Origin of the sequence: Micromonospora sp. C28SCA-DRY-2 (genome assembly GCF_030519475.1) — a bacterium.
Classification (GTDB): Bacteria; Actinomycetota; Actinomycetes; order Mycobacteriales; family Micromonosporaceae; genus Micromonospora.
Genome location: NZ_JAUMKD010000002.1, coordinates 861,864 through 883,954, shown reverse-complemented (window position 1 = coordinate 883,954; position 22,091 = coordinate 861,864). Strand labels below are relative to the sequence as shown.

17 protein-coding genes and 1 pseudogene are annotated in these 22,091 nt (G+C 74.9%); 12 read left to right on the top strand and 6 right to left on the bottom strand.

Annotation, left to right across the window (positions count from 1 at the left end; translation table 11 throughout):
* Positions 1 to 239: 239 nt before the first annotated feature.
* Positions 240 to 1,067 (top strand): helix-turn-helix transcriptional regulator, encoded by an 828-nt coding sequence (locus Q3W71_RS12535; RefSeq protein WP_302919454.1) that lies wholly within the window; start codon positions 240 to 242, stop codon positions 1,065 to 1,067.
* Between the two features lie 143 nt (positions 1,068 to 1,210).
* Here Q3W71_RS12535 and Q3W71_RS12530 read toward each other — a convergent pair whose 3' ends face one another.
* Positions 1,211 to 1,621, bottom strand: coding sequence for a DUF5319 domain-containing protein (locus Q3W71_RS12530; protein ID WP_302919453.1), 411 nt, complete (start codon positions 1,619 to 1,621; stop codon positions 1,211 to 1,213).
* Between the two features lie 185 nt (positions 1,622 to 1,806).
* Here Q3W71_RS12530 and guaB point away from each other — a divergent pair, with 185 nt between their 5' ends.
* The 4 genes from guaB (at position 1,807) to Q3W71_RS12510 (ending at position 7,573) form a co-directional block, all read left to right on the top strand.
* Complete coding sequence (gene guaB, locus Q3W71_RS12525) at positions 1,807 to 3,369, top strand: IMP dehydrogenase (protein WP_302919452.1); 1,563 nt, start codon at positions 1,807 to 1,809, stop codon at positions 3,367 to 3,369.
* A 39-nt stretch (positions 3,370 to 3,408) separates the two neighbouring features.
* Complete coding sequence (locus Q3W71_RS12520) at positions 3,409 to 4,527, top strand: GuaB3 family IMP dehydrogenase-related protein (protein WP_088991960.1); 1,119 nt, start codon at positions 3,409 to 3,411, stop codon at positions 4,525 to 4,527.
* Positions 4,528 to 4,626: 99 nt separating this feature from the next.
* On the top strand, positions 4,627 to 5,991 hold the full coding sequence (locus Q3W71_RS12515; RefSeq protein ID WP_302919690.1) for a M1 family metallopeptidase: 1,365 nt from the start codon (positions 4,627 to 4,629) through the stop codon (positions 5,989 to 5,991).
* 127 nt (positions 5,992 to 6,118) lie between these two features.
* Positions 6,119 to 7,573 carry a M1 family metallopeptidase gene (locus Q3W71_RS12510; RefSeq protein ID WP_302919451.1) on the top strand — a complete coding sequence of 485 codons (1,455 nt, stop codon included), beginning with the start codon at positions 6,119 to 6,121 and terminating at the stop codon, positions 7,571 to 7,573.
* A gap of 68 nt (positions 7,574 to 7,641) precedes the next feature.
* Here Q3W71_RS12510 and Q3W71_RS12505 read toward each other — a convergent pair whose 3' ends face one another.
* Positions 7,642 to 8,769, bottom strand: coding sequence for an LCP family protein (locus Q3W71_RS12505; RefSeq protein ID WP_302919450.1), 1,128 nt, complete (start codon positions 8,767 to 8,769; stop codon positions 7,642 to 7,644).
* Positions 8,770 to 8,911: 142 nt separating this feature from the next.
* Here Q3W71_RS12505 and Q3W71_RS12500 point away from each other — a divergent pair, with 142 nt between their 5' ends.
* Entirely contained in the window at positions 8,912 to 10,609 is a 1,698-nt protein-coding gene (locus Q3W71_RS12500; RefSeq protein WP_302919449.1) for an FAD-dependent oxidoreductase, read from the top strand.
* 182 nt (positions 10,610 to 10,791) lie between these two features.
* Complete coding sequence (gene guaA / locus Q3W71_RS12495; RefSeq protein WP_302919448.1) at positions 10,792 to 12,345, top strand: glutamine-hydrolyzing GMP synthase; 1,554 nt, start codon at positions 10,792 to 10,794, stop codon at positions 12,343 to 12,345.
* A 7-nt stretch (positions 12,346 to 12,352) separates the two neighbouring features.
* Here guaA and Q3W71_RS12490 read toward each other — a convergent pair whose 3' ends face one another.
* Complete coding sequence (locus tag Q3W71_RS12490; protein WP_302919447.1) at positions 12,353 to 12,688, bottom strand: PspC domain-containing protein; 336 nt, start codon at positions 12,686 to 12,688, stop codon at positions 12,353 to 12,355.
* Positions 12,689 to 12,832: 144 nt separating this feature from the next.
* On the opposite strand from Q3W71_RS12490, the gene Q3W71_RS12485 reads away from it, so the two are divergent.
* The 3 genes from Q3W71_RS12485 to Q3W71_RS12475 all read left to right on the top strand — a co-directional run bounded on the left by Q3W71_RS12485 (position 12,833) and on the right by Q3W71_RS12475 (position 16,210).
* On the top strand, positions 12,833 to 13,780 hold the full coding sequence (locus tag Q3W71_RS12485; protein WP_302919446.1) for an NUDIX domain-containing protein: 948 nt from the start codon (positions 12,833 to 12,835) through the stop codon (positions 13,778 to 13,780).
* 111 nt (positions 13,781 to 13,891) lie between these two features.
* Complete coding sequence (locus tag Q3W71_RS12480; protein WP_302919689.1) at positions 13,892 to 14,803, top strand: NUDIX hydrolase; 912 nt, start codon at positions 13,892 to 13,894, stop codon at positions 14,801 to 14,803.
* A gap of 486 nt (positions 14,804 to 15,289) precedes the next feature.
* Positions 15,290 to 16,210, top strand: coding sequence for a phosphatidylcholine/phosphatidylserine synthase (locus Q3W71_RS12475; protein ID WP_302919445.1), 921 nt, complete (start codon positions 15,290 to 15,292; stop codon positions 16,208 to 16,210).
* Between the two features lie 56 nt (positions 16,211 to 16,266).
* Here Q3W71_RS12475 and Q3W71_RS12470 read toward each other — a convergent pair whose 3' ends face one another.
* From Q3W71_RS12470 to Q3W71_RS12460, 3 genes and pseudogenes are all read right to left on the bottom strand, one after another.
* Positions 16,267 to 17,514 (bottom strand): phosphatidylserine decarboxylase, encoded by a 1,248-nt coding sequence (locus Q3W71_RS12470; RefSeq protein ID WP_302919444.1) that lies wholly within the window; start codon positions 17,512 to 17,514, stop codon positions 16,267 to 16,269.
* 592 nt (positions 17,515 to 18,106) lie between these two features.
* Positions 18,107 to 18,298, bottom strand: a pseudogene (locus tag Q3W71_RS12465) (hypothetical protein); the annotation flags it as partial.
* The gene (locus Q3W71_RS12460) at positions 18,295 to 19,956 is read right to left on the bottom strand and encodes a PspC domain-containing protein (protein WP_302919443.1); all 1,662 of its coding nucleotides are present in this window, start codon (positions 19,954 to 19,956) and stop codon (positions 18,295 to 18,297) included. The pseudogene Q3W71_RS12465 and the gene Q3W71_RS12460, both read right to left, overlap by 4 nt.
* Positions 19,957 to 20,151: 195 nt before the next feature.
* Here Q3W71_RS12460 and Q3W71_RS12455 point away from each other — a divergent pair, with 195 nt between their 5' ends.
* On the top strand, positions 20,152 to 21,393 hold the full coding sequence (locus tag Q3W71_RS12455) for an ATP-binding protein (RefSeq protein ID WP_302919688.1): 1,242 nt from the start codon (positions 20,152 to 20,154) through the stop codon (positions 21,391 to 21,393).
* Entirely contained in the window at positions 21,393 to 22,079 is a 687-nt protein-coding gene (locus Q3W71_RS12450; RefSeq protein WP_302919442.1) for a response regulator transcription factor, read from the top strand. The genes Q3W71_RS12455 and Q3W71_RS12450 overlap by 1 nt, the downstream gene beginning before the upstream one ends.
* Positions 22,080 to 22,091 lie beyond the last annotated feature (12 nt).

The window sequence follows — 22,091 nt, the reverse complement described above, 5'->3', positions numbered from 1 at the left end:
CGCGCGGCACCGCGAGATCCTTCTGGCCGGCTAACCGGGCGGCGGGCCGCGCTGGCGCACCGTTCCCGGCCTGGACCTCCCGGTACCCGAGCTTTTGCCGACTCACACTTCTGTGATCGAAAACTTCCGGCAACTTGCGGCATATGCCCTAACTGTCGGAAAAGTTCGGAGGATTGCCGGGAACCCCCTCGGGGGTGCGCCCGGTCATGGTCTGCTCATTGGCGGAGAGGAGACCCACTGTGCGTACGGTTCTCGTGTGCGTTCGGACACCGCTCGCCGCCCAGCACCTGACCTCGGCGGCGGCCCGGCTCGGGCTGTCCGCGGTGGTGCGGACCGCCGTCTCCGATCCCGAGGTGATGCTGCGCCTGGCCGAGCGGCCGGCCGACGTGGTGCTCGCCGACACGGCGCTCACCCGGCCGGACAGCGCCGGCTTCGTCCGCCGGGTGCTCGCCCGCGCGCCGCAGGCCGCCGTGGTGCTGCTCGGGGCGGAGGAGTCGGAGGCGGCCGCCGCCACCATCAGCGCCGGCGCCCGGGGCCTGATCCAGGGGGTCGACCACGACCTGACCAGCGCGGTGGCCAAGGCGCTGCTGCTGCTCTCCGCCCCCGGCCGCGCGGCCCGGCACCGGATCACCGACCCGGCCCGGGACACCGCCGCGGTCGGCGGCCCGGGTCGCCCGGCGCAGGGCGGCCGGCCGTCGGGCGAGCCCAACCCGACCTGGCCGGCCGGATCGGCCGAGGGGGCCGGCGGCGCCCCGGCGGTGGTGCCGGTGCAGCGCGGTGACGACCCGGCCGAGCCGGCCGCCGGCGAGCCGGAGGAGGCCGCGCCGGAGCCGCGCCGCGGCGCGCCGGCCAACCGGTCGAACCGGGCGCCGGTCGGGCTGACCGAGCGGGAACTCCAGGTGCTGCTCGGCATGGCCGAGGGCAAGAGCAACGCGGAGATCGGCCGCGAACTGTTCGTCTCGGAGGACACCGTCAAGACGCACGCCCGCCGGCTCTTCCGCAAGCTCGGCGCCCGGGACCGGGCGCACGCGGTGGCCGCCGGCTTCCGGGCCGGCCTGGTGGCCTGACCCGCCGCGGCCGCCGTCGCCCGCCGGCTCCGGGTCGAGTCCGGTGCCGCCGGGACCTACTCGCGGAGCTGCACCGCGTTGGACGTCCACGCGCGGGGCCGGGCGGGCTGCCGCGCCGGGCCACCGGAACCGCCCACTGGGCGTCAGTCGGCGGAGCCGGGCTCGTCCTCGGTGCCCTCGGTCAGGGTGTCGTGCACCCCGTCGGCGTAGCCCCGGGCGTAGTCCCAGGTGACGTAGTGGTCCGGATCCGGGTCGTAGGCCGGCTCGTGCACCCGGGGACGGCCGGAGCTGAGCAGGTGGCGCAGGTTGCCGCGGAGCAGGTCCCAGTCGAAGTAGTGCGGCTCCCGGCAGTCCTCACACTCGATCACCAGCCCGCGGATCCCGATCGGGGCCAGCAGCGCCTGGTAGATCTCCAGGTCGGCGAGATCCTCCAGCACGTCCTGGCGCTCGCCCTCGGTCAGCGGGTCGAGCGGGGCGTCGTCGCCGGGATCGTGCAGGCCCGCTGCCGGATCGGCCGGGTCGCCGTTGAACGGGTCGATGGGCTCGTCGTGCACACCATCACCGTAGACCTCCCGCAGCGGCGACGCCCGCCCCCCGGCCGGCGGTGTCCGCGCCCGCCGCCGGCGGGTCCGGCCCAGGTCACTGGGTACGATGGGGCGACGCGCCGTCACCCGGCGTACGCCGGTGCCCGTCCGCGCCACCTCGCTGAAGCCCGTCCGAGCAGCTCAGGGGAGCAATCGTGGAAATTTCGCCCAGCACCGACCTGTCGAGCGGCGCCGACCACGGCGAGCTGGGCGGTCACCTGCCGGAGCTGCCCGCCGGCTCCGCCCGGGTGGTGCCGCTCGGGCTGACCTTCGACGACGTGCTGCTCCAGCCGGGCGAGTCGGACGTCGTGCCGAGCCGGGTGAACACCGTCACCAAGCTCACCCGCAACATCAACCTCAGCGTGCCGCTGCTGTCCAGCGCGATGGACACGGTGACCGAGGCGCGGATGGCGATCGCGATGGCCCGCCAGGGCGGCATCGGCGTGCTGCACCGCAACCTCTCCCTGGAGGACCAGGCGCTCCAGGTCGACCTGGTCAAGCGCTCCGAGTCGGGCATGATCACCAACCCGGTGACCGCCAGCCCGGAGGACACCCTGCGCGACGTCGACGCGCTCTGCGGGCGCTACCGCATCTCCGGCGTGCCGGTGGTGGACGCCGAGGGCCAGCTGGTCGGCATCGTGACCAACCGCGACATGCGCTTCGTCTCCGACCCGGCCACCCCGGTCCGCGAGATCATGACCCGGACCCCGCTGGTCACCGCCCCGGTCGGGGTGAGCAAGGAGGACGCGCTCGGCCTGCTCCGCCAGCACAAGGTGGAGAAGCTGCCGATCGTCGACGACTCCGGCAAGTTGCGCGGGCTGATTACCGTCAAGGACTTCACCAAGAGCGAGCAGTACCCCAACGCCACCAAGGACGAGGCGGGCCGGCTGCGGGTTGCCGCGGCCGTCGGGGTGGGCGAGGACGCGTACAAGCGGGCCCGGGCGCTGGTCGACGCCGGCGTCGACGTGCTGATCGTGGACACCGCGCACGGCCACCAGCGGGCCGTGCTGGACATGGTCCGCCGGCTCAAGAAGGACGTGGGCATCGAGATCGTCGGCGGCAACGTGGCCACCTACGCCGGTGCGAAGGCGCTGGTCGACGCCGGTGCCGACGGGGTGAAGGTCGGCGTCGGCCCGGGCGCCATCTGCACCACCCGGATCGTCGCCGGGGTCGGCGTACCGCAGATCACCGCGATCATGGAGGCCGCCCGGGCCGCCCGCCCGGCCGGCGTGCCGGTGATCGGCGACGGCGGCATCCAGTACTCCGGCGACATCGCCAAGGCCCTGGTGGCCGGCGCCGACACGGTGATGCTCGGCAGCCTGCTGGCCGGCTGCGAGGAGAGCCCCGGCGAGCTGATCTTCATCAACGGCAAGCAGTACAAGGCGTACCGCGGGATGGGCTCGCTGGGCGCTATGCAGTCCCGTGGCCAGGGCAAGTCCTACTCCAAGGACCGCTACTTCCAGCAGGACGTGCTCGCCGAGGACAAGCTCGTCCCGGAGGGCGTGGAGGGCCAGGTGCCCTACCGCGGGCCGCTCGCCACGGTCGCCCACCAGCTCGTCGGTGGGCTGCGCGCCGCGATGGGGTACGTCGGCGCGGAGAGCATCCCCGAGCTGCACCGGCGCGGCCAGCTCATCCGGATCACGGCGGCCGGGCTCAAGGAGAGCCACCCGCACGACATCCAGATGACTGTCGAGGCGCCCAACTACCACTCCCGCTGACCCCCACCACACCACCCCCGAAGACACCTGGAGTCCCCCATGCGTGACGTGGTCGAGATCGGGCTGGGTAAGACCGCGCAACGCGGCTACCACCTGGACGACATCGCCATCGTGCCGAGCCGCCGCACCCGGGACGTCGACGACGTCTCGACCAACTGGCAGCTCGACGCCTACCAGTTCGGCATCCCCTGCGTCGGGCACCCCTCCGACGCCACCATGAGCCCGGCCTCCGCGGTCCGGCTCGGCCAGCTCGGCGGCCTCGGCGTGCTCAACGTCGAGGGGCTGTGGACCCGCTACGAGAACCCGACCAAGGTGCTCGAGGAGCTGGCCGCGCTCGACGAGGACGCCCGCGCCACCAAGCGGCTCCAGGAGGTGTACGCCGAGCCGATCCGCCCGGACCTGATCGCCGAGCGGGTCCGCGAGCTGCGGGCCGGCGGTGGGACGGTGGCCGTCCGGGTCTCCCCGCAGCACACCCTCGCGCTGGCCCCGGTGATCCTGGACGCCGGCGTGGACATTCTGGTCATCCAGGGCACCATCGTCTCGGCCGAGCACGTGTCGACCACCGACGAGCCGCTCAACCTCAAGGAGTTCATCGCCGACCTCGACCTGCCGGTCATCGTCGGCGGCTGCACCGACTACAAGACCGCGCTGCACCTGATGCGGACCGGCGCGGCCGGCGTGATCGTCGGCATCGGCGGCGACGAGTGGTCCACCACCGAGTCGGTGCTCGGCATCCGGGTGCCGATGGCCACCGCGATCGCGGACGCCGCGGCGGCCCGGCGGGACTACCTGGACGAGACCGGCGGCCGGTACGTGCACCTGATCGCCGACGGCGACCTGCAGACGTCCGGCGACATCGCCAAGGCGCTGGGCTGCGGCGCGGACGCGGTGATGCTCGGCGAGCCGCTGTCGCTCTGCACCGAGGCGCCGGCCGGCGGCGCCTGGTGGCACTCCGCCGCCAGCCACCCGTCGCTGCCCCGCGGCGCGTTCGAGGTGGCCGGCGAGCCGCTCGGCTCGATGGAGCAGCTGCTCTTCGGCCCGGCCGACGAGCCGGACGGGCAGCTCAACCTCTTCGGCGGGCTGCGCCGCGCGATGGCCAAGTGCGGCTACCGCGACCTCAAGGAGTTCCAGAAGGTCGGCCTGGTCCTCGACCGCTGACGCGCCGCCAAGAGACGCCACCCGCACCGGCCGCGCCGATAGGCTCGGCCGGTGCGTCGTACTCGTGACCTGATCCCGCTGGCGCTGGCCACCGTGGCGGTGCTCGGGCTGCTGACCGGCTGCCCCGGCGACCGGCAGGGCGACCCCGACGGTCTCCGTCCGGGCAGCGCCGACCTCGCCGACCCGTACGTGCCCGGCGCCGGCAACGGCGGGTACGACGTCTCGCACTACCGCCTGGCGGTCCGGTACGACCCGGCGACCGACCGGTTGAACGGACGCGCGACGGTCACCGCCACGGCCAGTCACGGGCTGTCCCGGTTCACCCTCGACCTGGTCGGCCTCGACGTCAGCGCGGTCACCGTCGGCGGGCAGCGCGCCGAGCACCGGCGCGACGGCGACGAGCTGGTGGTCACCCCGGCCGACGGGATCCCGCAGGGCCGGCAGTTCGCGGTCGAGGTCGAGTACGCCGGGGTGCCCGCCCCGGTCCCCGACGGCGTGCTGGGCAACGGCGGCTTCCAGCACACCGCCGACGGCGCGATAGCGCTCGGCCAGCCGCACTCGGCGGCCACCTGGTTCCCGGTCAACGACCACCCGTCCGACAAGGCCACCTACGACATCGAGGTGACCGTGCCGGAGGGGCTGGAGGCGTTGAGCAACGGGGTGCCGGGGGAGCAGACCACCGCCGATGGCTGGACCACCTGGCGCTGGGCCGAGCGGGCACCGATGGCCAGCTACCTGACCACCCTGGTGATCGGCGACTACCAGGTGCGCACCGGCACCCACGCCGGCAAGCCGATGGTCACCGCCGTACCGGCGGGCCTGCCGGCGACCGGCCCGGAGGCCGCCTCGCTCGCCCGCACCGGGGAGATCGCCGACTTCCTGGCCAGCCGCTTCGGGCCGTACCCGTTCGACTCGTACGGCGGGATCGTGGTCACCGACGACCGGATCGGCTACGCGCTGGAGACCCAGTCGCGGCCGGTGTACGGGCCGGGCTTCTTCCGCGGCGGCCGGCCCAACACCGGGGTGGTCGCCCACGAGCTGGCCCACCAGTGGTTCGGCAACAGCGTCGCGCTGACCAAGTGGCAGGACATCTGGCTCAACGAGGGGTTCGCCAGCTACGCGGAGTGGCTGTGGGAGGAGCACGACGGCGGCCGCACCGCGCAGCGCAACTTCGAGCTCCAGTACGCCGCCACCGACTGGTCCCGCCCGTCCGTCGACCCGGGACCGACGCAGATGTTCGGCACCGCCGTCTACAAGCGCGGTGCGCTGGCCGTGCACGCGCTGCGCCGCACCGTCGGCGACGAGACCTTCTTCCGCATCCTGCGGAGCTGGACCGCCGAGCGGCGCAACGGCAACGCCACCACCGCCGACCTGATCGCGCTCGCCGAACGGGTCGCCGGGCGGTCGCTGCGCCCGCTCTTCGACGCCTGGCTGGTCGGCGGCAGCGCCCCCGCCCTGCCGTGACGGGTCCTTGATCGACGGTCGGTAGGCTGCCGCCGGGCGGGCCGGCCGCGACGCGGGTCCGCCGGTGGCCACCGCCCGGCCGGACCGGCCGGCGGGACGGCCCGTCGGCACAGGGAGGGGCGAGGCGATGGCGCTGCCGCGGCGGGTTCTGCTGGTTACCGGCCTGCTGGTCACCGGGGCGCTCGGCGTGGGCGGGTGCGGGTCCCCGGCGGAGCCCGGGATCGACTCGGCCGCCCCGTCGCCGAGCAGCACCCGGCAGTTCAAGCCCGGCGGCGCCGGCGCGGGCGACGACTACTTCCCGACCTACGGCAACGGTGGCTACGACGTCGGCCGGTACACGGTCAAGGTGCGCTACGACCCGGCGACGGACCGGCTCACCGGCACCACCACCGTGCAGGCCGCCGCGACCGCGAACCTGTCCGCGTTCAACCTCGACCTGGCCGGGTTGACCGTGCGCGAGGTGACGGTGGACGGCGCCCCCGCCCGGCACTCCCGCAAGGGCGACGAACTGGTGGTCACCCCGGCCCGCGGCCTGATCGCCGGCAACGGCTTCGTCGCCGAGATCAGCTACGACGGCGAGCCGGAGCCGCTGCGTACCGAGGCCCTCGGCCAGGGCGGGTTCCTGCACACCTCCGACGGCGCCATCGCGCTCGGCCAGCCGGAGTCGGCGAGCACCTGGTTCCCGGTCAACGACCACCCCTCCGACAAGGCCAGCTACGACTTCGAGATCACCGTGCCGGACGGGCTGACCGCGGTGAGCAACGGCGTGCCGGTGGGCCGGAGCAGCGCGGACGGCTGGACCACCTGGAGGTGGGCCGAGCGCAACCCGATGGCGAGCTACCTGAGCATGGTGGCGATCGGGAAGTTCCGGCTGACCCGGGGTGAGCACAAGGGACGGCCGGTGTTCCACGCGGTCACCACGAAGCTCGCCGAGGGAGCGGCGGACCGGTCGATCGCCGAGACGGTGAAGGTCGCCGACTACCTGGAGCGGCTCTTCGGGCCGTACCCGTTCGAGTCGTACGGCGGGGTGGTGGTCTCCGACGACCGGATCCGGTACGCGCTGGAGACGCAGAGCCGCCCGGTCTACGCCGCGTCCTTCTTCCGGCAGGGCGAGAACACCGGGGTGGTCGCGCACGAGCTGGCCCACCAGTGGTTCGGCAACAGCGTGGCGCTGACCAGGTGGCAGGACATCTGGCTCAACGAAGGGCTGGCCACGTACGCCGAGTGGCTCTGGACCGAGCACGACGGCGGGCGGAGCGCCGCGCGGACCTTCGACGCCCGGTACGCCGCCGCCAGCAGCCGGGTCTGGCGGACCCCGCCGGGCAGGCCGGGGGTGGAGAACCTGTTCGGCGAGTCGGTCTACCAGCGCGGCGCGATGACCGTGCACGCGCTGCGGGTGGCGGTCGGCGACAAGGCGTTCTTCGAGATCCTCAAGACCTGGGCGGCGGAGAAGCGGGACGGCAACGGCAGCACCGCCCAGTTCGTGGCACTGGCCGAGCGGATCTCCGGCGAGCGGCTGGACGACCTCTTCGACGACTGGCTCTACGGCACCGAGCGTCCCGCCCGCCCCGAGCGACTCTGACCCCGGCCCACCCCGGGCGGGCGTCGAACACCGTGCCCCCGCGCGGCGCTGCCGCCCGGGCGGCCGGGTCAGGTCTTGACCCGCAGCTGCGGGTGCTCGGCGAGGTGGGCGTCGGCGCGGCCGGCGCGCAGCGCGGTGAGGAAGTCCCGGCCGACCTTGGTGAGCTGCTCGCCCCGGTAGCCGCTGCCCCGGCCGACCGACGCGCCCGGGAGCCCGACCAGGACGAACCGCTCCGGCGGCAGCTCGCCGAGGGCGTACGCGAAGTCGACGATCCGCCGCCCGCCGAGCGCGGAGTAGACCAGCGTGTCGCCGAGCGCGGCGACCACCTGCTCGACCCGTTGCGGCTGCCGGGCCAGGTCCTGGTCGAGGATCTTCCGGACCAGGGCCCGGACCAGTTGCTGCTGGTGCCGTTGCCGGGCGTAGTCGCCGCCGGTGAGGTAGCGCTGCCGGGCGTAGTCGAGCGCCTGCCAGCCGGTCAGGTGCCGCTGGCCCTTCTCGTAGACCATCTGCGGCCCGGTGTAGCCGCCCGGCGCCGGGTCGCGGTGCCGGCCGTCCGGGCGGCGGTGCCGGGAGGCCACCCGCTGGTCGACGTAGATGTCCACCCCGCCGAGGGTGTCCACCAGCTTGTCGAAGCCGCCGAAGGTGACCACCGCGCCGGCGTCGATGCGCAGCCCGGTGTAGCCGCTGACGGCGCTGCGCAGCAACTCGTACCCCTGCGCGGTGCTCGGCTGCTTCGGCTTGCCCGGCACCCGGCTGCCGTAGCTCATCGCGTGGGTCAGCTTGGTCCGCCCGCCCCGGTAGCCGGCCTTGGGGTAGGCCGGGATGTCCACCACCAGGTCGCGGGGGAGCGAGAAGAGGTACGCCCGGCCCAGCCCCTTCGGCACGTGCAGCACCAGGACGGCGTCGGCGTGCGGCTCCCAGCCCGGCACGCTGACCCGGGTGTCCACGCCGACCAGCAGCAGGTTGAGCGGGCCGGTGATGTCGGCGCCCGGCGGTGGGCCGGTCGGGCTGGCGCTGGCGCTCGGCGGGCCGGCCGGGGTGGCGCTCGGCGTGCCCGCTGCCCTCGTGCCGGACCCGCCGTCGGCCCCGACCAGCCGGGTCACCACGACGCCGGCCGTCGCCACCAGCACCACGGCGGTGAGCAGCACCAGCCCCAGCAGCCAGCGCCGCCGTGGCGTCCGCGATCGGAGGACCATGTCGACCCCTCTCCCCGTACCTGACTCGACGCTCCGACGGTGGCCTCGGGTTGCGTCCGGGGCGGCGGGGCGGTGGACGGGGTGCATGATCGCGCGAAAACTGGCCCTGGCGCGACAGCTACTGACCGGTAATGATGCGTCCATGCGGTACGACGTGCTCGTCATCGGGTCCGGCTTCGGCGGCAGCGTCACCGCGCTCCGGCTCGCCGAGAAGGGCTACACCGTCGGCGTGCTGGAGGCCGGGCGGCGATTCGCCGACCACGAGTTCCCGCAGACCTCCTGGCGGCTGCGCCGCTTCCTCTGGGCGCCGCGGCTCGGCTGCTACGGCCTGCAACGGATCACCCTGCTGCGCCCGGCCGACCGGCGGGCCGGCGGCGGGGTGATGGTGCTCTCCGGCACCGGGGTCGGCGGCGGTTCGCTGGTCTACGCGAACACCCTCTACGAGCCGCTGCCGGCCTTCTACGCCGACCCGCAGTGGCGGGACATCACCGACTGGCGCGACGAACTGGCCCGGCACTACGACCAGGCGAAGCGGATGCTCGGCGTCACCACGTACCCGATGGTCACCGGCGCGGACCGGGCGATGCGGGCGGTGGCCGAGCGGATGGGGGTGGGGCACACAGTGCACGCCACCCCGGTCGGGGTGCACATCGGCCGGCCGGGCGAGCGGGTGGCCGACCCCTACTTCGGCGGCGCCGGGCCGGAGCGCACCGGCTGCACGCACTGCGGCTCCTGCATGACCGGCTGCCGCCAGGGTGCGAAGAACACGCTGGTGAAGAACTACCTCTGGCTGGCCGAGCGGCTCGGCGTCCAGGTGCACCCGCTGACCACGGTGACCGCGGTCCGGCCGGCGGCGGACGGCGGCTACGCGGTGCAGACCGTCCGCACCGGGGCCTGGCTGCGCCGGCGCCGCCAGGTGATCCACGCCGACCAGGTGGTCTTCGCCGCCGGCGCGCTCGGCACCCAGCGGCTGCTGCACGAGATGAAGGCCACCGGCGCGCTGCCCGCGCTCTCGCCCCGGCTCGGCGAGCTGACCCGGACCAACTCGGAGGCGATCCTCGGCGCCTCGGTGTCCCGCCGGCAGGCCCGGGAGCGGGGGCTCGACTTCACCGAGGGGGTGGCGATCACCAGCTCGTTCCACCCCGACCCGCAGACCCACATCGAGCCGGTCCGCTACGGCCGGGGCTCCAACGCCATGGGACTGCTCCAGTCGCTGCTGGTCGACGGCGGGCCGCACCGGCTGCGCCGGTGGCTGGGCATCCTGCTGCGCCAGCCCGGCACGGCGGCCCGGATGCTGAGCGTGCGCGGCTGGTCGGAGCGTACGGTGATCGCCCTGGTCATGCAGTCCGCGGACAACTCGCTGACCACCCGGTTCCGGCGCGGCCCGTTCGGCCGGCGGCTGGTCTCCGGGCCCGGGCACGGCACCCCCAACCCGACCTGGATCCCGGCCGGCAACACCGCCGCCCGGCTGCTCGCCGAGGAGATCGGCGGGGTGCCCGGCGGCTCGCTCACCGAGCCGTTCGACATCCCGATGACCGCGCACATCCTGGGCGGGGCGGTGATCGGCGCCACCGCGGCCGACGGGGTGATCGACCCCTGGCACCGGGTCTACGGGCACCCCGGGCTGCACGTGGTGGACGGCGCGGCGATCTCGGCGAACCTCGGGGTGAACCCCTCGCTGACCATCACCGCCCAGGCCGAACGCGCCATGTCCTTCTGGCCCAACAAGGGCGAACCGGACCCCCGCCCCCCACTCGGCTCCCCCTACCGCCGCCTGGACCCGATCCCCCCGCGCCACCCCGCGGTCCCGGCCACCGCCCCCGGCGCCCTCCGCCCCTGACCCACCCCGGCCCCGACCGCCGCGATCTTGCACTTGCCGCCCGGGCAAAAGCCGCACGTGCCGCAGAACGGGGGCGGAAAGCGCAAGATCGCGGCGGGGTGGGGCGCGGGGCGGGACCGGGTGGGGGTGGTGCGGCGGGGTGTGGGCGGGAAGGGCCGTGACGGTGGGTAGGCTTTCTGCGCATGAGCACGCCTCGCCCCGTCCTCGTGGTGGACTTCGGAGCCCAGTACGCCCAGCTCATCGCGCGCCGGGTGCGCGAGGCCAACGTCTACTCGGAGATCGTGCCGCACTCGATGCCGGTCGCCGAGATGCTGGCGAAGAACCCGGCGGCGATCATCCTCTCCGGCGGCCCGGCCAGCGTCTACGCCCCGGACGCCCCGCAGATCGACGCCGGCATGTTCGACGCCGGGGTGCCGGTCTTCGGTATCTGCTACGGCTTCCAGGCGATGGCCCAGGCCCTCGGCGGCACGGTGGCCCGCACCGGCAACCGTGAGTACGGCGGCACCCCGCTGCGCGCCCGCCCCGAGGCCGGCGTGCTGCTCCGCGAGCTGCCGGACGACCTGCCGGTCTGGATGAGCCACGGCGACTGCGTGACCGAGGCCCCGGCCGGCTTCACGGTGACCGCCGAGTCGGCGGGGGCGCCGGTGGCCGCGTTCGAGGACCTGGCCGGCCGCCGGGCCGGTGTGCAGTTCCACCCGGAGGTCGGGCACACCGCGCACGGCCAGGAGATGCTCCGCCGCTTCCTCTACGACATCGCCGGCATCGAGCCCACCTGGACGGCGGAGAACATCATCGACGAGCAGGTGGCCCGGATCCGCGAGCAGGTCGGCGACAAGGAGGTCATCTGCGGCCTGAGCGGCGGGGTCGACTCGGCGGTCGCCGCCGCGCTCGTGCACAAGGCCGTCGGCGACCAGCTCACCTGTGTCTTCGTCGACCACGGTCTGCTGCGCGCCGGCGAGGCCGAGCAGGTGGAGAAGGACTACGTCGCCGCCACCGGCATCAAGCTCAAGGTGGTCGACGCCGCCGACCGGTTCCTCGGCGCGCTGGCCGGGGTGACCGACCCGGAGCAGAAGCGCAAGATCATCGGCCGGGAGTTCATCCGGGTCTTCGAGGCCGCCGCCCGCGAGGTCGCCGCGCACGGCGACGTCGAGTTCCTGGTGCAGGGCACCCTCTACCCGGACGTGGTGGAGTCCGGCGGCGGCACCGGCACCGCCAACATCAAGAGCCACCACAACGTCGGCGGCCTCCCGGAGGACCTGAAGTTCGCCCTGGTCGAGCCGCTGCGCACGCTCTTCAAGGACGAGGTCCGCACGCTCGGCCTCCAGCTCGGCCTGCCCGAGGCGATGGTCTGGCGGCACCCGTTCCCGGGGCCGGGCCTGGCCATCCGGATCATCGGCGCGGTGGACCGGGAGCGGCTGGACGTGCTGCGCCGGGCCGACCTGATCGCCCGCGAGGAGCTGAGCGCCGCCGGGCTGGACCGGGGCGTCTGGCAGTTCCCGGTGGTGCTCCTGGCCGACGTGCGCAGCGTCGGGGTGCAGGGCGACGGGCGCAGCTACGGGCATCCCGTGGTGCTGCGCCCGGTCTCCAGCGAGGACGCGATGACCGCCGACTGGTCCCGGCTGCCGTACGAGGTGGTCGCGAGGATCTCCACCCGGATCACCAACGAGGTCGCCGAGGTCAACCGGGTGGTGCTGGACGTGACCAGCAAGCCGCCGGGCACCATCGAGTGGGAGTGACCCCGGCTCACCCGGCCGGGGGCGCGGCCGGCGGGTAGGCCGGCGGCACCACGGTGGTCGGCGCGGCGGTGGGCTGCGGCACGGTGGGTGGCGCGGCCTCCGCCGGGTGCGGCCAGGCGGGCGCGTCGGCCGGCTCCTCGGGCATCAGGAACCACATGATCGGGTACGCGAGCAGCGCGAGCCCGCCGGTGAGCAGACCGGTGACGGCGAAGACGACCCGCACCAGGGTGGGGTCGACGGCGAAGTAGCGGCCGAGGCCGCTGGCCACCCCGGCCACCATCCGGTCGGTGGTCGGGCGGCGGAGCTGCTTGTACGGGGCCTGGGGAGGGCTGGTGTGTGTCATGCCTCAACCCTCCGCGCGGGCGGCCGGATCGACCTCGGTGACCGCCCGGAGCCTTACCCTGACCGGCCCCTGATTCGGGAGACTTGAGTCAGGAATCTGACTCTTTTCGATGCCGGTAACCGGCGCCGGGGAGAATTTCCTCCCGTGACCACCACGCTCACGCCGCTTCGCAGGATCGCGGCATACGCAGTCTGTGCCGACCCGCTCGACCGGGTGTTGCTGGTCCGCGCGTCGGAGCGGTCCGGCACACCGGGCACGTGGTCGCTGCCCGGTGGGGCGGTCGACCACGGCGAGGACCCGAACCACACGGTGGTCCGGGAGACGGCCGCCGAGACCGGCCTCTCGGTCACCGTCGACGGCCTCGACGACGTGCTGGCCGACATGCGGGCGCTGCCCGAGCGGGGCATCACGATCCACACCGACCGGCTGATCTACCGGGTCTCGGTCCGCGGCGGGACGCTCACCGACCGGGTCGGCCGGCCGACCGACCTGGCCCGCTGGTTTACCCGCGAGGAGGCCGCCGAGCTGCCGCTGCGCTCGTTCACCGCGCGCGCCCTCGGCCTGCCCGCCTCCTCGGCCGACGTGGTGCCGGACGAGCCGCCGGAGTTCCCCTCGTTCTACGCGGTGCCCGGCCCGGACGGGCTGCACCGGGCGCAGCGCTTCGCCGCGTACGCGGTCTGCACCGACCCGGAGGGGCGGGTGCTGCTCACCCGGGTGGCCGACGGCTACCCGGGCGCCGGCTGCTGGCACCTGCCGGGCGGCGGCACCGACTACGGCGAGCAGCCGGGCGCGGCGCTGATCCGGGAGCTGGTCGAGGAGACCGGGCAGACCGGCCGGCTGGTCGAGCTGCTCGGGGTGGCCAGTCACCGGGACGCCGCCTCGCTCGGCCCGGAGGGCTATCCGATCGACTGGCACGGCGTCCGCGCGTTCTACCGGGTGGTGGTCGACCAGCCCGCCCCGCCCACGGTCGCCGACGTCGGCGGCTCCACCTGCGAGGCCCGCTGGTTCGCCCCGGCCGAGCTGGGCGCCCTGCCCACCGACCGCCTCACCGAGGTCACCGCCGAAGCCGTCCAGGCCGCCCGCCTCGCCTGACCCGGGCCACCCCCGCCCGTTGATCATGAGGTTGACCGGCCGGCACGCCGCCCCCGGTGCCGCTAACCTCATGATCGACGGGGTGGAGCCGGTGTGGGGGAGCGGCGGGTGGTGCGGGAAGCGCGGCGGGTGGGGGCGTACGGGGTGTGCGAGGACGCCGGGCGGGTGGTGCTGGCGCGGGGGTCGGCCGCGGGCCCGTACCCGGGGGTCTGGCAGCTGCCGGGCGGCGGGGTGGAGCACGCGGAGCACCCGGCGCACGCCGTGGTCCGCGAGTTCGCCGAGGAGACCGGCCTCACCGTCGAGGTGACCGGGCTGCGAGCCGTCCTGGCGGACGTGACCACCTTCCCTGACGCCGGTGTCGCGGTGCACACCGACCGGCTGGTCTTCGACGTGGTGGTGCGGGGCGGCGAGGCCCGGCCGGAGCCGGCCGGCGGCAGCGACGAGATCGGCTGGTTCACCCCGGCCGAGGCGGCCGAGGTGCCCCTGATGCCGTTCACCGCCGAACTGCTCGGCCTGCCCGTGTCGCCCCTGCCGCCCGACCTGCCCCGATCACTGCCGGCCGAGCAGGCCGGCCCGCCACCGGCGGACCGGCGGCTGCGCTTCGGGGCGTACGGGCTGGTGACCGACCCGGCCGGGCGGGTGCTGCTCACGATGATCGCGGACGGCTACCCGGGGGCGGGCCGCTGGCACCTGCCCGGCGGTGGCACCGACCACGGCGAGCAGCCGGTCGCCGCGCTGCTGCGGGAACTGGTCGAGGAGGGCGGCCAGCTCGGCCGGGTGGTCGAGCTGATCGGGGTGGACAACCTGCACAACCCCGCCGCCCTCGGCCCGGAGGGCCGCCCGCTGGACTGGCACGGCGTCCGGGTGATCTACCGGGTGGCGGTGGACGCGCCCACCGAGGCGCGGGTGACCGAGCTGGCCGGCGGCTCCACCGCCCGGGCCGCCTGGTTCACCCCCGACCAGTTGGCCGGGCTGCCGCTCACCGAGATCGCCGCCAAGGTGGTCCCGCGCCCGGGTCGCTGACCGGCGCGGACCGGGGCGCGGACCGGCCCGGTCCGGGGCGCTGACCGGGCGCGGACCGGCGCGGCCGGGGGCGCCCGGCGCGGCCGGGGGCGCCCGGCGGATCGTCGCCGGGCTGCGGGAACCGGACAACCGGGTGGACAGCACCCGCTCGCCGAGCTGAGGTGGGCACGCTCCGGTACAGTCGGGGTGGGGTTGGTGGAGGAAACGGGCGATGGAGCCCGGGATGGGAATAAGAGAGCGGTTCGAGCGGTTTAAGGGAGATATAAGTACCGCCGGCAGCTATCGCCAATCCCCGTTCCCCTATGCGATGGTGTACTCCGCAAAACGGCTGCCGGGCCGAAGCGGTCCGGCAAGAGACAGCCGGACGCCCCCGCCCTCGCGGCGGCCAGCCGATCCGGTGATGGAGGAAACGTGCCGAGAGCCCCATGGCGCCGGCGTCGTACGACTGACAGTCCGCGCCCCGCAGGGCGTCGCTGGGCGGGCCCGTTGCGCCGCAGCAGCACGTTCGCCCGCCAGGTGCTGCTGGTCCGGGTGGGTCGCCGGGACGGCGGCCCCCAGTCCGCCACCGACGTCGCGCTACCGGAGCACCGTTACGCCGATCGACCCGGTCGCCGTTACGGCCTGAGCCGGATCCGTCGAGCCCAGGTCGAGGCGGTGATGCCGGTCAGCCCGGCCCTCGCGCCCGCCGCGCCGGTCGACGAGTCGCCCTCGATGTCGATCCCGCTGCTGCCCGGCGAGCGGACGGCCGCCCGCCGGATGAAGTTCGCGGTGGTCAACGCGTGCACCCTGGCCAGCCTCATGCTCGGCATGCTGGCGATCTTCCTCGCCATGCAGGGCGAGGTGCGGGTGGCCGCGCTCTGCCTGATCGCCTGCGTCGCCTTCGACGGGCTGGACGGCGCGCTGGCCCGCAAGCTCGGCGTGGCCAGCCCGTTCGGCGCGCAGATGGACTCGCTGGCCGACATGTGCTCGTTCGGCCTCGCCGCCCCGGTGGTGGTCTACGCCTCACTCGCCGGGTCGGTCTCCACGCCGGCCGCCGCGGTGGCCTGCGCGCTGGTCGCCGCGTGTGCGGCGATCCGGCTGGCCCGGTTCAACGTCTCGCCCAAGGACGGCCGGTTCTTCTGCGGGGTGCCCACCACCATGGCCGCCGCGGTGCTCGCGCTGACCGTCGCCATCGGGCTGCCCGTGCCGGGCCCGGTGCTGGTGGCCGGGGTGGCCGTGCTGGCCTTCACGATGGTCTCCAGCTTCCCGTACGCCAAGCTCGCCCGGCTGGTCAAGCTGCCGCCGTGGGTGTGGCTGGCCCCGGTGATCGGCGCGCTGGTCGACGTGCGGCTGACCTTCGCCCTGGTCGTGGTCGGCTACCTGGTCAGCGGCCCGGTGCTCTGGCTGCGCCAGCGCCGTACCGCCTGACCCCTGACAAGCGAGAAGGGGGCGCCGCCACCAGCGGCGCCCCCTTCGTCGTCTGCTCAGCGCCAGCGGGCGATGACCGTCGACCCGCCGACCACCTTGTCGCCCGGGCCGACCAGTGGCTCGGCGGCCTCGGCGGGCAGGTAGACGTCGGTCCGCGAGCCGAACCGGATCAGCCCGAAGCGCTCGCCCCGGGCCAGCAGCGTGCCGACCGGTGCCCGCTGCACGATCCGGCGGGCGATCAGCCCGGTCCGCTGCGCCACCACGACCGTGCCGCGGGTGGTGTCCAGCACCGTGTACGCCGCCACGTTGTGCTCGGCGTCCGGCTTCATCGCGTTGACGAAGCCGCCGTCGGCGACGAAGTAGTCGACCACCTTGCCGGCCACCGGCGACCGGTTGACGTGCACGTCCAGCACCGACAGGAAGACCGCGACGCGCAGCCACTCGCCGTCGCCGAAGCGCTCGTCGTGCAGCCGCTGCACCGACAGCACCTGGCCGTCCGCGCTGGCGACCACGGCCGACGGGTCCTCGGGCACGTCCCGCTCCGGATCGCGGAAGAACGCCGCCACCGGAGCGGCGGCCAGCGCCGGCAGCAGCCAGAGCTTCGACTTCGGCCGCGCGACGCGGGCCAGCGCGGCCAGCCCGAGGGTGATGCCGGCCGCGGCCACCCCGTTCGAGTCGATGTGCATGGTCCGGGTCAGCGGCACGCTGGACGGGCGGTACGCCGGGGCCAGCCGCTCCGCCGCCGCGACGTCGGCCGGGGTGAAGCGCAGCCGGTGCACCCGCACCGGCGGGTTGTTCCGCAGCACCAGGTCGGTGCCGACGCCGTACAGCGCGCTCTGCCGGTCGAGTTCGGCGGTCGCGCCCGCGGTGCGGCCCGGGGCGGTGGCCACGCTGAGCACCCCGCCGTCGGCGAGGTACTTCGTCAGGGACTCGATGCTGGTACGGGCCTCGTCGGCGGTGCCGACGAACGCCTCGCCCGCGACCACCACGGCGGCGGGCTCGGCCTCGGCGAGCGTGTCCACCACCCGGACCCGCTCGGCGACCCACCGGCCCTGGGCGGTGACGTGCTCCCGCAGCCCCGCGGAGTCGGCCGTGCCGGCCGGCACGAGGGTGAGCGTGTCACCGGGCAGCAGCGCCTCGATCGCGGCGGCCAGCACCGCGGACTCCGGGGCGGCGCCGACCAGCAGGGCGGCCTTGGGGTCGTTGATCCGGGCGAGCTCGGCGACGAGGGTACGGGCGGCTCGCTCGCCGATGCGGACCGGACCGGACCGGCCGGGGGTGCGCACGGCGGGGGACTGGGTCATGTCGGACGGGCTCCTGACGGGGTAGCGACGGGCATCGCGGCGGGACCGCCACGGCGGCGCGGGCCGGCCGGCGGAGGCGAAATCTCCACCGGCCAGCATAGGCGGCCCCGGACCGGGGCGGCACCGGGCGCGGTCAGCCGCGCGACCGCTCGTCGCCGGCCGGCGGCCCGGTGACCGGCGCCCCGGCGGGCCGCTCCTCGGTGACCGGGTTCTCCTCACCCGGCCGGTCCCGGTCGGCGCGGCGGTCCTCGGTGCCCTCGACCGGCCGGTCGGCGACCGAACCGGTCGGCCACTCGTCGGCGGGGCGGTCCTCGGTGCCCTCCACCGGCCGGTCGGCCACCGCCTCGGTCGGCCACTCGTCGGCCTCGTCCCGGCCGGCCCGGCCGGGGCCGGACACCGGGGCACCGGACATCGGGGCGGACACCTCCCACTCGGAGCGGCCGGTCGGCCAGGCCGATCCGCCCGCCTCCGGCCAGCTCGGCTCGCCCGCGTCCGAGGTCGGCCGGTCGGCGACCGCCGGCAGGTCCAGGACCGTCGCGTCGGTGCCGGTCGCCGGCTCGCCCGTGGCGGGCGTGCCCGGCGGCTCCTCCCGGTTGGCGGAGCGGCCCGAGCGCAGCGCGCCGACCAGGCCGAGCAGGCCGACGAGGATCAGCGCGCCGGCCAGGAACCACCCCACCGGCGGCAGCGCCAACCCGAGCAGCTGGGCGAGCAGCCACCAGGCGGCGAGCCCGACGAAGATCAGCCCGAAGGCGAACGAGACGACGTCCGTGCGGTGGGCCTTCACCGGGTCACCTCCAGGTTGCCGGCGTTGACGTGGATGTAGAGGCGCAGCTTCCCACCACCGGGTCCGTCAGCGCCCAGGTCCGTGGTCTCCCGCAGCGGGCCGTCCAGCCCGCCCGAGCGCCGGCCGAAGACGTTCGCGTCACCGGCGTTGACGTCGGCCACCGTGGTGACGTCCACGTTCGGCGGCACCACCACCGTCGCCTCCCCGAAGTTGATCGACACGGTGATCTCGGTGTCCTTCTTGTCGAAGTCGACCGCCCGCAGGTCGAGCACGGCGTCGCCGAAGCTGTTCTCGTACCGCACGGCGAGGTCGCGGTAGTCGGTGGGCGACCAGGTCACCGCGCCGTCCACGCCGCGCACCCGGTCGTACGACTCGGCGACGGTGGCCACGGCCAGCGCGGCGGCGGTGACCAGGCCGAGCGCGATCAGCCAGCGGGCCCGGCCGAACCAGGTGCCGACCAGCAGGCCGAGACCGATGGTGGCCAGCGCCGCCGCGAAGTACGCGGACGCGCCGACGGCGAAGACGTCCAGCAGGTCGAGCACCGCGACCACGCCCAGGGCGAGGAAGATCAGCGAGAACGTCACCGCGCCCAGCGGGGACCGCTCGCGCGGCCGCTTCGGTGGCTTCGGTGGCTTGGGCGGCTTCGGTGCCGGCACCGGCTTCCCGGCGTACGGGCCGTGCGGGGCGAACGGGGGCCGGTAGCCGGCCGGGGGCAGCGGCGCGGTGACCGGCTGCCCGCTGGTCGGCGCGGGCCAGCCGGAGGTGGGCGCGGCCGGCGGCCAGCCGGTGGCCGGGCCGGCCAGCGGTGGCCCGACCGTCGGGGCGGCCGGCGGGGCCGGCGGCCAGGCGGGCAGCTCGGCGGTGGCCTCGGCCGGCTGGCCGGAGACCGGCGGTGCCGGCGGAACGCCCGGCGCACCGCTCACCGGGGCGGGTGTCGCGGCCGGTGCCACCGGGCCGGCCGCCGGCGCCGGGTACGCGGCCGGGGCGGGGTAGCTGACCGGCGGGACCGGACCGGGCGGCGGCGCCGGAGTGGGCGGAACCGGTGCCGCGGCCGGCCGGCCCTGGTTCTCCCGGTTCAGCAGCAGCGCGCCGCCGATCAGGATGGCCGCGCCGAGCAGCACCGCGCGGAACGCGTCGGTGACGATGTAGCCGAAGCTGACCGCGACCAGGATGCTGAGCACGATCACGGTGACCGGGGACATGCTGGAGCGCCCCCGGCCCAGCATCGACTCGACCGGGGAGGCGCTGTCGCCCTCGCCGGGGATGATCAGCCACGCGGTGACGTAGACCAGGATGCCGATGCCGCCGAAGAAGCCGAGCACCGCGAGCAGCACCCGCCACAGCACCGGGTCGGTGTTGGTGGCCCGGCCGATCGCCGCGCAGACGCCGGCCAGGTAGCGGCCGTCGCGCGGGCGCACCAGCCCGTACCGCGTGGTGAAGCCGGCGGCGCCCGGCGGTGGCGGCGCGCCCGGCCCGGGTGGCGGCGTCCCCGCGCCCGGCGGTGGCGTCCCCGTGGTGCCACCGGCGTCGCCCGGCGCGGCCACCGGCGGCGGCGTCCCGAACGTGCCGGACGCGGTCCCGCCGGCGGGGGCAGCGGGTGGCGGTCCACCCGGCTGCGCCGCCCCGGGACGGGGGGACTGGGCAGCTTCCTCGGTCATGCCCTCGATCCTGCTGCGTCGACCGCCCGGACGGCCTCAGGACCCGACCCTGACCCCACCCTGAGATCCCGGCGCCCCGAATGTCGGGGGCGTCCCCGTGGCCGGGCGGCGGCGCAGCGTGTGACGATCGAACCGGCGCCGGCAGCGGCCTGCCGCCCGCCCCGTGCCCAGCCGACCAGGGAGCCTGCGATCAGCATCGTGACCCAGCCACCGCGCCTCTACCGCGCCCCGGAGCACCGGATGGCCGCCGGGGTGGCCGCGGGCATCGCCGACCATCTCGGCATCTCGGTGGTCCGGGTGCGGATCGCCTTCATGGTGCTGCTCGGGCTGAGCGGGCTCGGCCTGCTGCTCTACGCGGCGTTCTGGGCGGTGGTGCCGCTGCGGCCGGGCGACACCGCGGTGCCACCCCGGCGCGACGTCGCCCAGCTGCTGCCGTTCGTGGCGATCGGCCTCGGCGTGCTGCTGGTCCAGGTGATGGTCTTCGACTCGGTCGGCGCGGCCGGCACCGCCGGCTGGCTGGTCGCGATCATCGCGGTCGGCGCCGGGGTGATCTGGCACCAGTCCGCTCCCGAGCGGCGGCAGCGGTGGGGCGAGTCGATGCCGGTGCCGTGGCTGGGCGCGGTGGTGGAGGAGAGCGACCGGCGGGCGTTCGTGCTCCGCTTCATCGGCGGCGGGGTGCTGGTCGCGGTCGGCATCATCGGCGTCGCCGCTGTCTACTCCCCGGCGCAGAACTTCGACGCCGTGCTCAACGGCGTGATCTTCGCGCTGGTCGGCCTGGCCGGGGTCGGTGTGGTGGCGGCGCCGGTGCTCTGGCGGACGTACAACCAGCTCCGCTCCGAGCGCGAGGGGCGGATACGGGAGCAGGAGCGCGCCGAGCTGGCCGCCATGGTGCACGACCAGGTGCTGCACACCCTCGCCCTGATCCAGCGCAACGCCGGCGACGTGAAGACGGTGCAGCGGCTCGCCCGGGGCCAGGAACGCTCGCTGCGCAACTGGCTCTACAAGCCGACCGGTTCGCCGACCGAGCGCTTCGCCGCGGCGCTGGAGCAGGCCGCCGCCGAGGTGGAGGACACCTTCGCGATCACCGTCGAGGCGGTGGTGGTCGGTGACCGGGAGACCGACGAGCGGGTCGGCGCGCTGGTCGCGGCCGCCCGCGAGGCGCTGGTGAACGCGGCCCGGCACGCGGGCGTGCAGACCGTCTCCCTCTATGCGGAGGTCGAGCCGGATCAGGTCAGCGTCTTCGTCCGGGACCGGGGGAAGGGCTTCGACCCGGATACGGTGGAGGATCACCGGCACGGCGTCCGAGGCTCGATCATCGGGCGGATGAAGCGGCACGGCGGCCGGGCGGAGATCCGGTCCGAGCCGGGGGAGGGGACCGAGGTCCGGTTGATCCTGCCGATCTCCCGGGACTCGTCCACGGCGGAAAGGGACAAGTGATGACCGAGCAGTCGATGGAACCGGTCGAGGGAGCGGGTGCCGGCGCGGAGCGGCTGCGGGTCTTCCTCGTCGACGACCACGCCATGTTCCGCGCGGGGGTCCGCGCCGAGCTGGGCGCGCACGTCGAGGTGGTGGGCGAGGCGAGCACCGTGGCCGAGGCGGTCAGCCGGATCGCCGCCGCCCTGCCCGACGTGGTCCTGCTCGACGTGCACATGCCCGACGGCGGTGGCCGCGCGGTGCTGGACGCGATGCGGCGTACCCACCCGCAGGTGAAGTTCCTGGCGCTGAGCGTCTCCGACGCCGCCGAGGACGTGATCGGGCTGATCCGGGCCGGCGCCCGGGGCTACGTCACCAAGACCATCTCGCCGGACGAGCTGGCGGCGGCGATCCGCCGGGTGGCCGACGGCGACGCGGTGTTCAGCCCTCGGCTGGCCGGGTTCGTGCTGGACGCCTTCGCCGCCCGGCCGGACGCGCCGGTGGCCGACCCGGAGCTGGACCAGCTGACCAACCGGGAGCGCGAGGTGCTCCGGCTGCTCGCCCGGGGGTACGCGTACAAGGAGATCGCCAAGGAGCTCTACATCTCGATCAAGACGGTCGAGACGCACGTGTCGAACGTGCTCCGCAAGCTGCAGATGTCCAATCGGTACGAATTGTCCCGCTGGGCGGCCGATCGTCGTCTGGTGTGACCTATTCCTCTT

Bases quoted from the DNA above. Each gene is read 5' to 3' on its own strand.
- Q3W71_RS12520 (WP_088991960.1), top strand. From the start codon at position 3,409: ATGCGTGACGTGGTCGAGATCGGGCTGGGTAAGACCGCGCAACGCGGC.
- Q3W71_RS12510 (WP_302919451.1), top strand. From the start codon at position 6,119: ATGGCGCTGCCGCGGCGGGTTCTGCTGGTTACCGGCCTGCTGGTCACC.
- Q3W71_RS12505 (WP_302919450.1), bottom strand. From the start codon at position 8,769: ATGGTCCTCCGATCGCGGACGCCACGGCGGCGCTGGCTGCTGGGGCTG.
- Q3W71_RS12500 (WP_302919449.1), top strand. From the start codon at position 8,912: ATGCGGTACGACGTGCTCGTCATCGGGTCCGGCTTCGGCGGCAGCGTC.
- guaA (WP_302919448.1), top strand. From the start codon at position 10,792: ATGAGCACGCCTCGCCCCGTCCTCGTGGTGGACTTCGGAGCCCAGTAC.
- Q3W71_RS12490 (WP_302919447.1), bottom strand. From the start codon at position 12,688: ATGACACACACCAGCCCTCCCCAGGCCCCGTACAAGCAGCTCCGCCGC.
- Q3W71_RS12470 (WP_302919444.1), bottom strand. From the start codon at position 17,514: ATGACCCAGTCCCCCGCCGTGCGCACCCCCGGCCGGTCCGGTCCGGTC.
- Q3W71_RS12460 (WP_302919443.1), bottom strand. From the start codon at position 19,956: ATGACCGAGGAAGCTGCCCAGTCCCCCCGTCCCGGGGCGGCGCAGCCG.
- Q3W71_RS12450 (WP_302919442.1), top strand. From the start codon at position 21,393: ATGACCGAGCAGTCGATGGAACCGGTCGAGGGAGCGGGTGCCGGCGCG.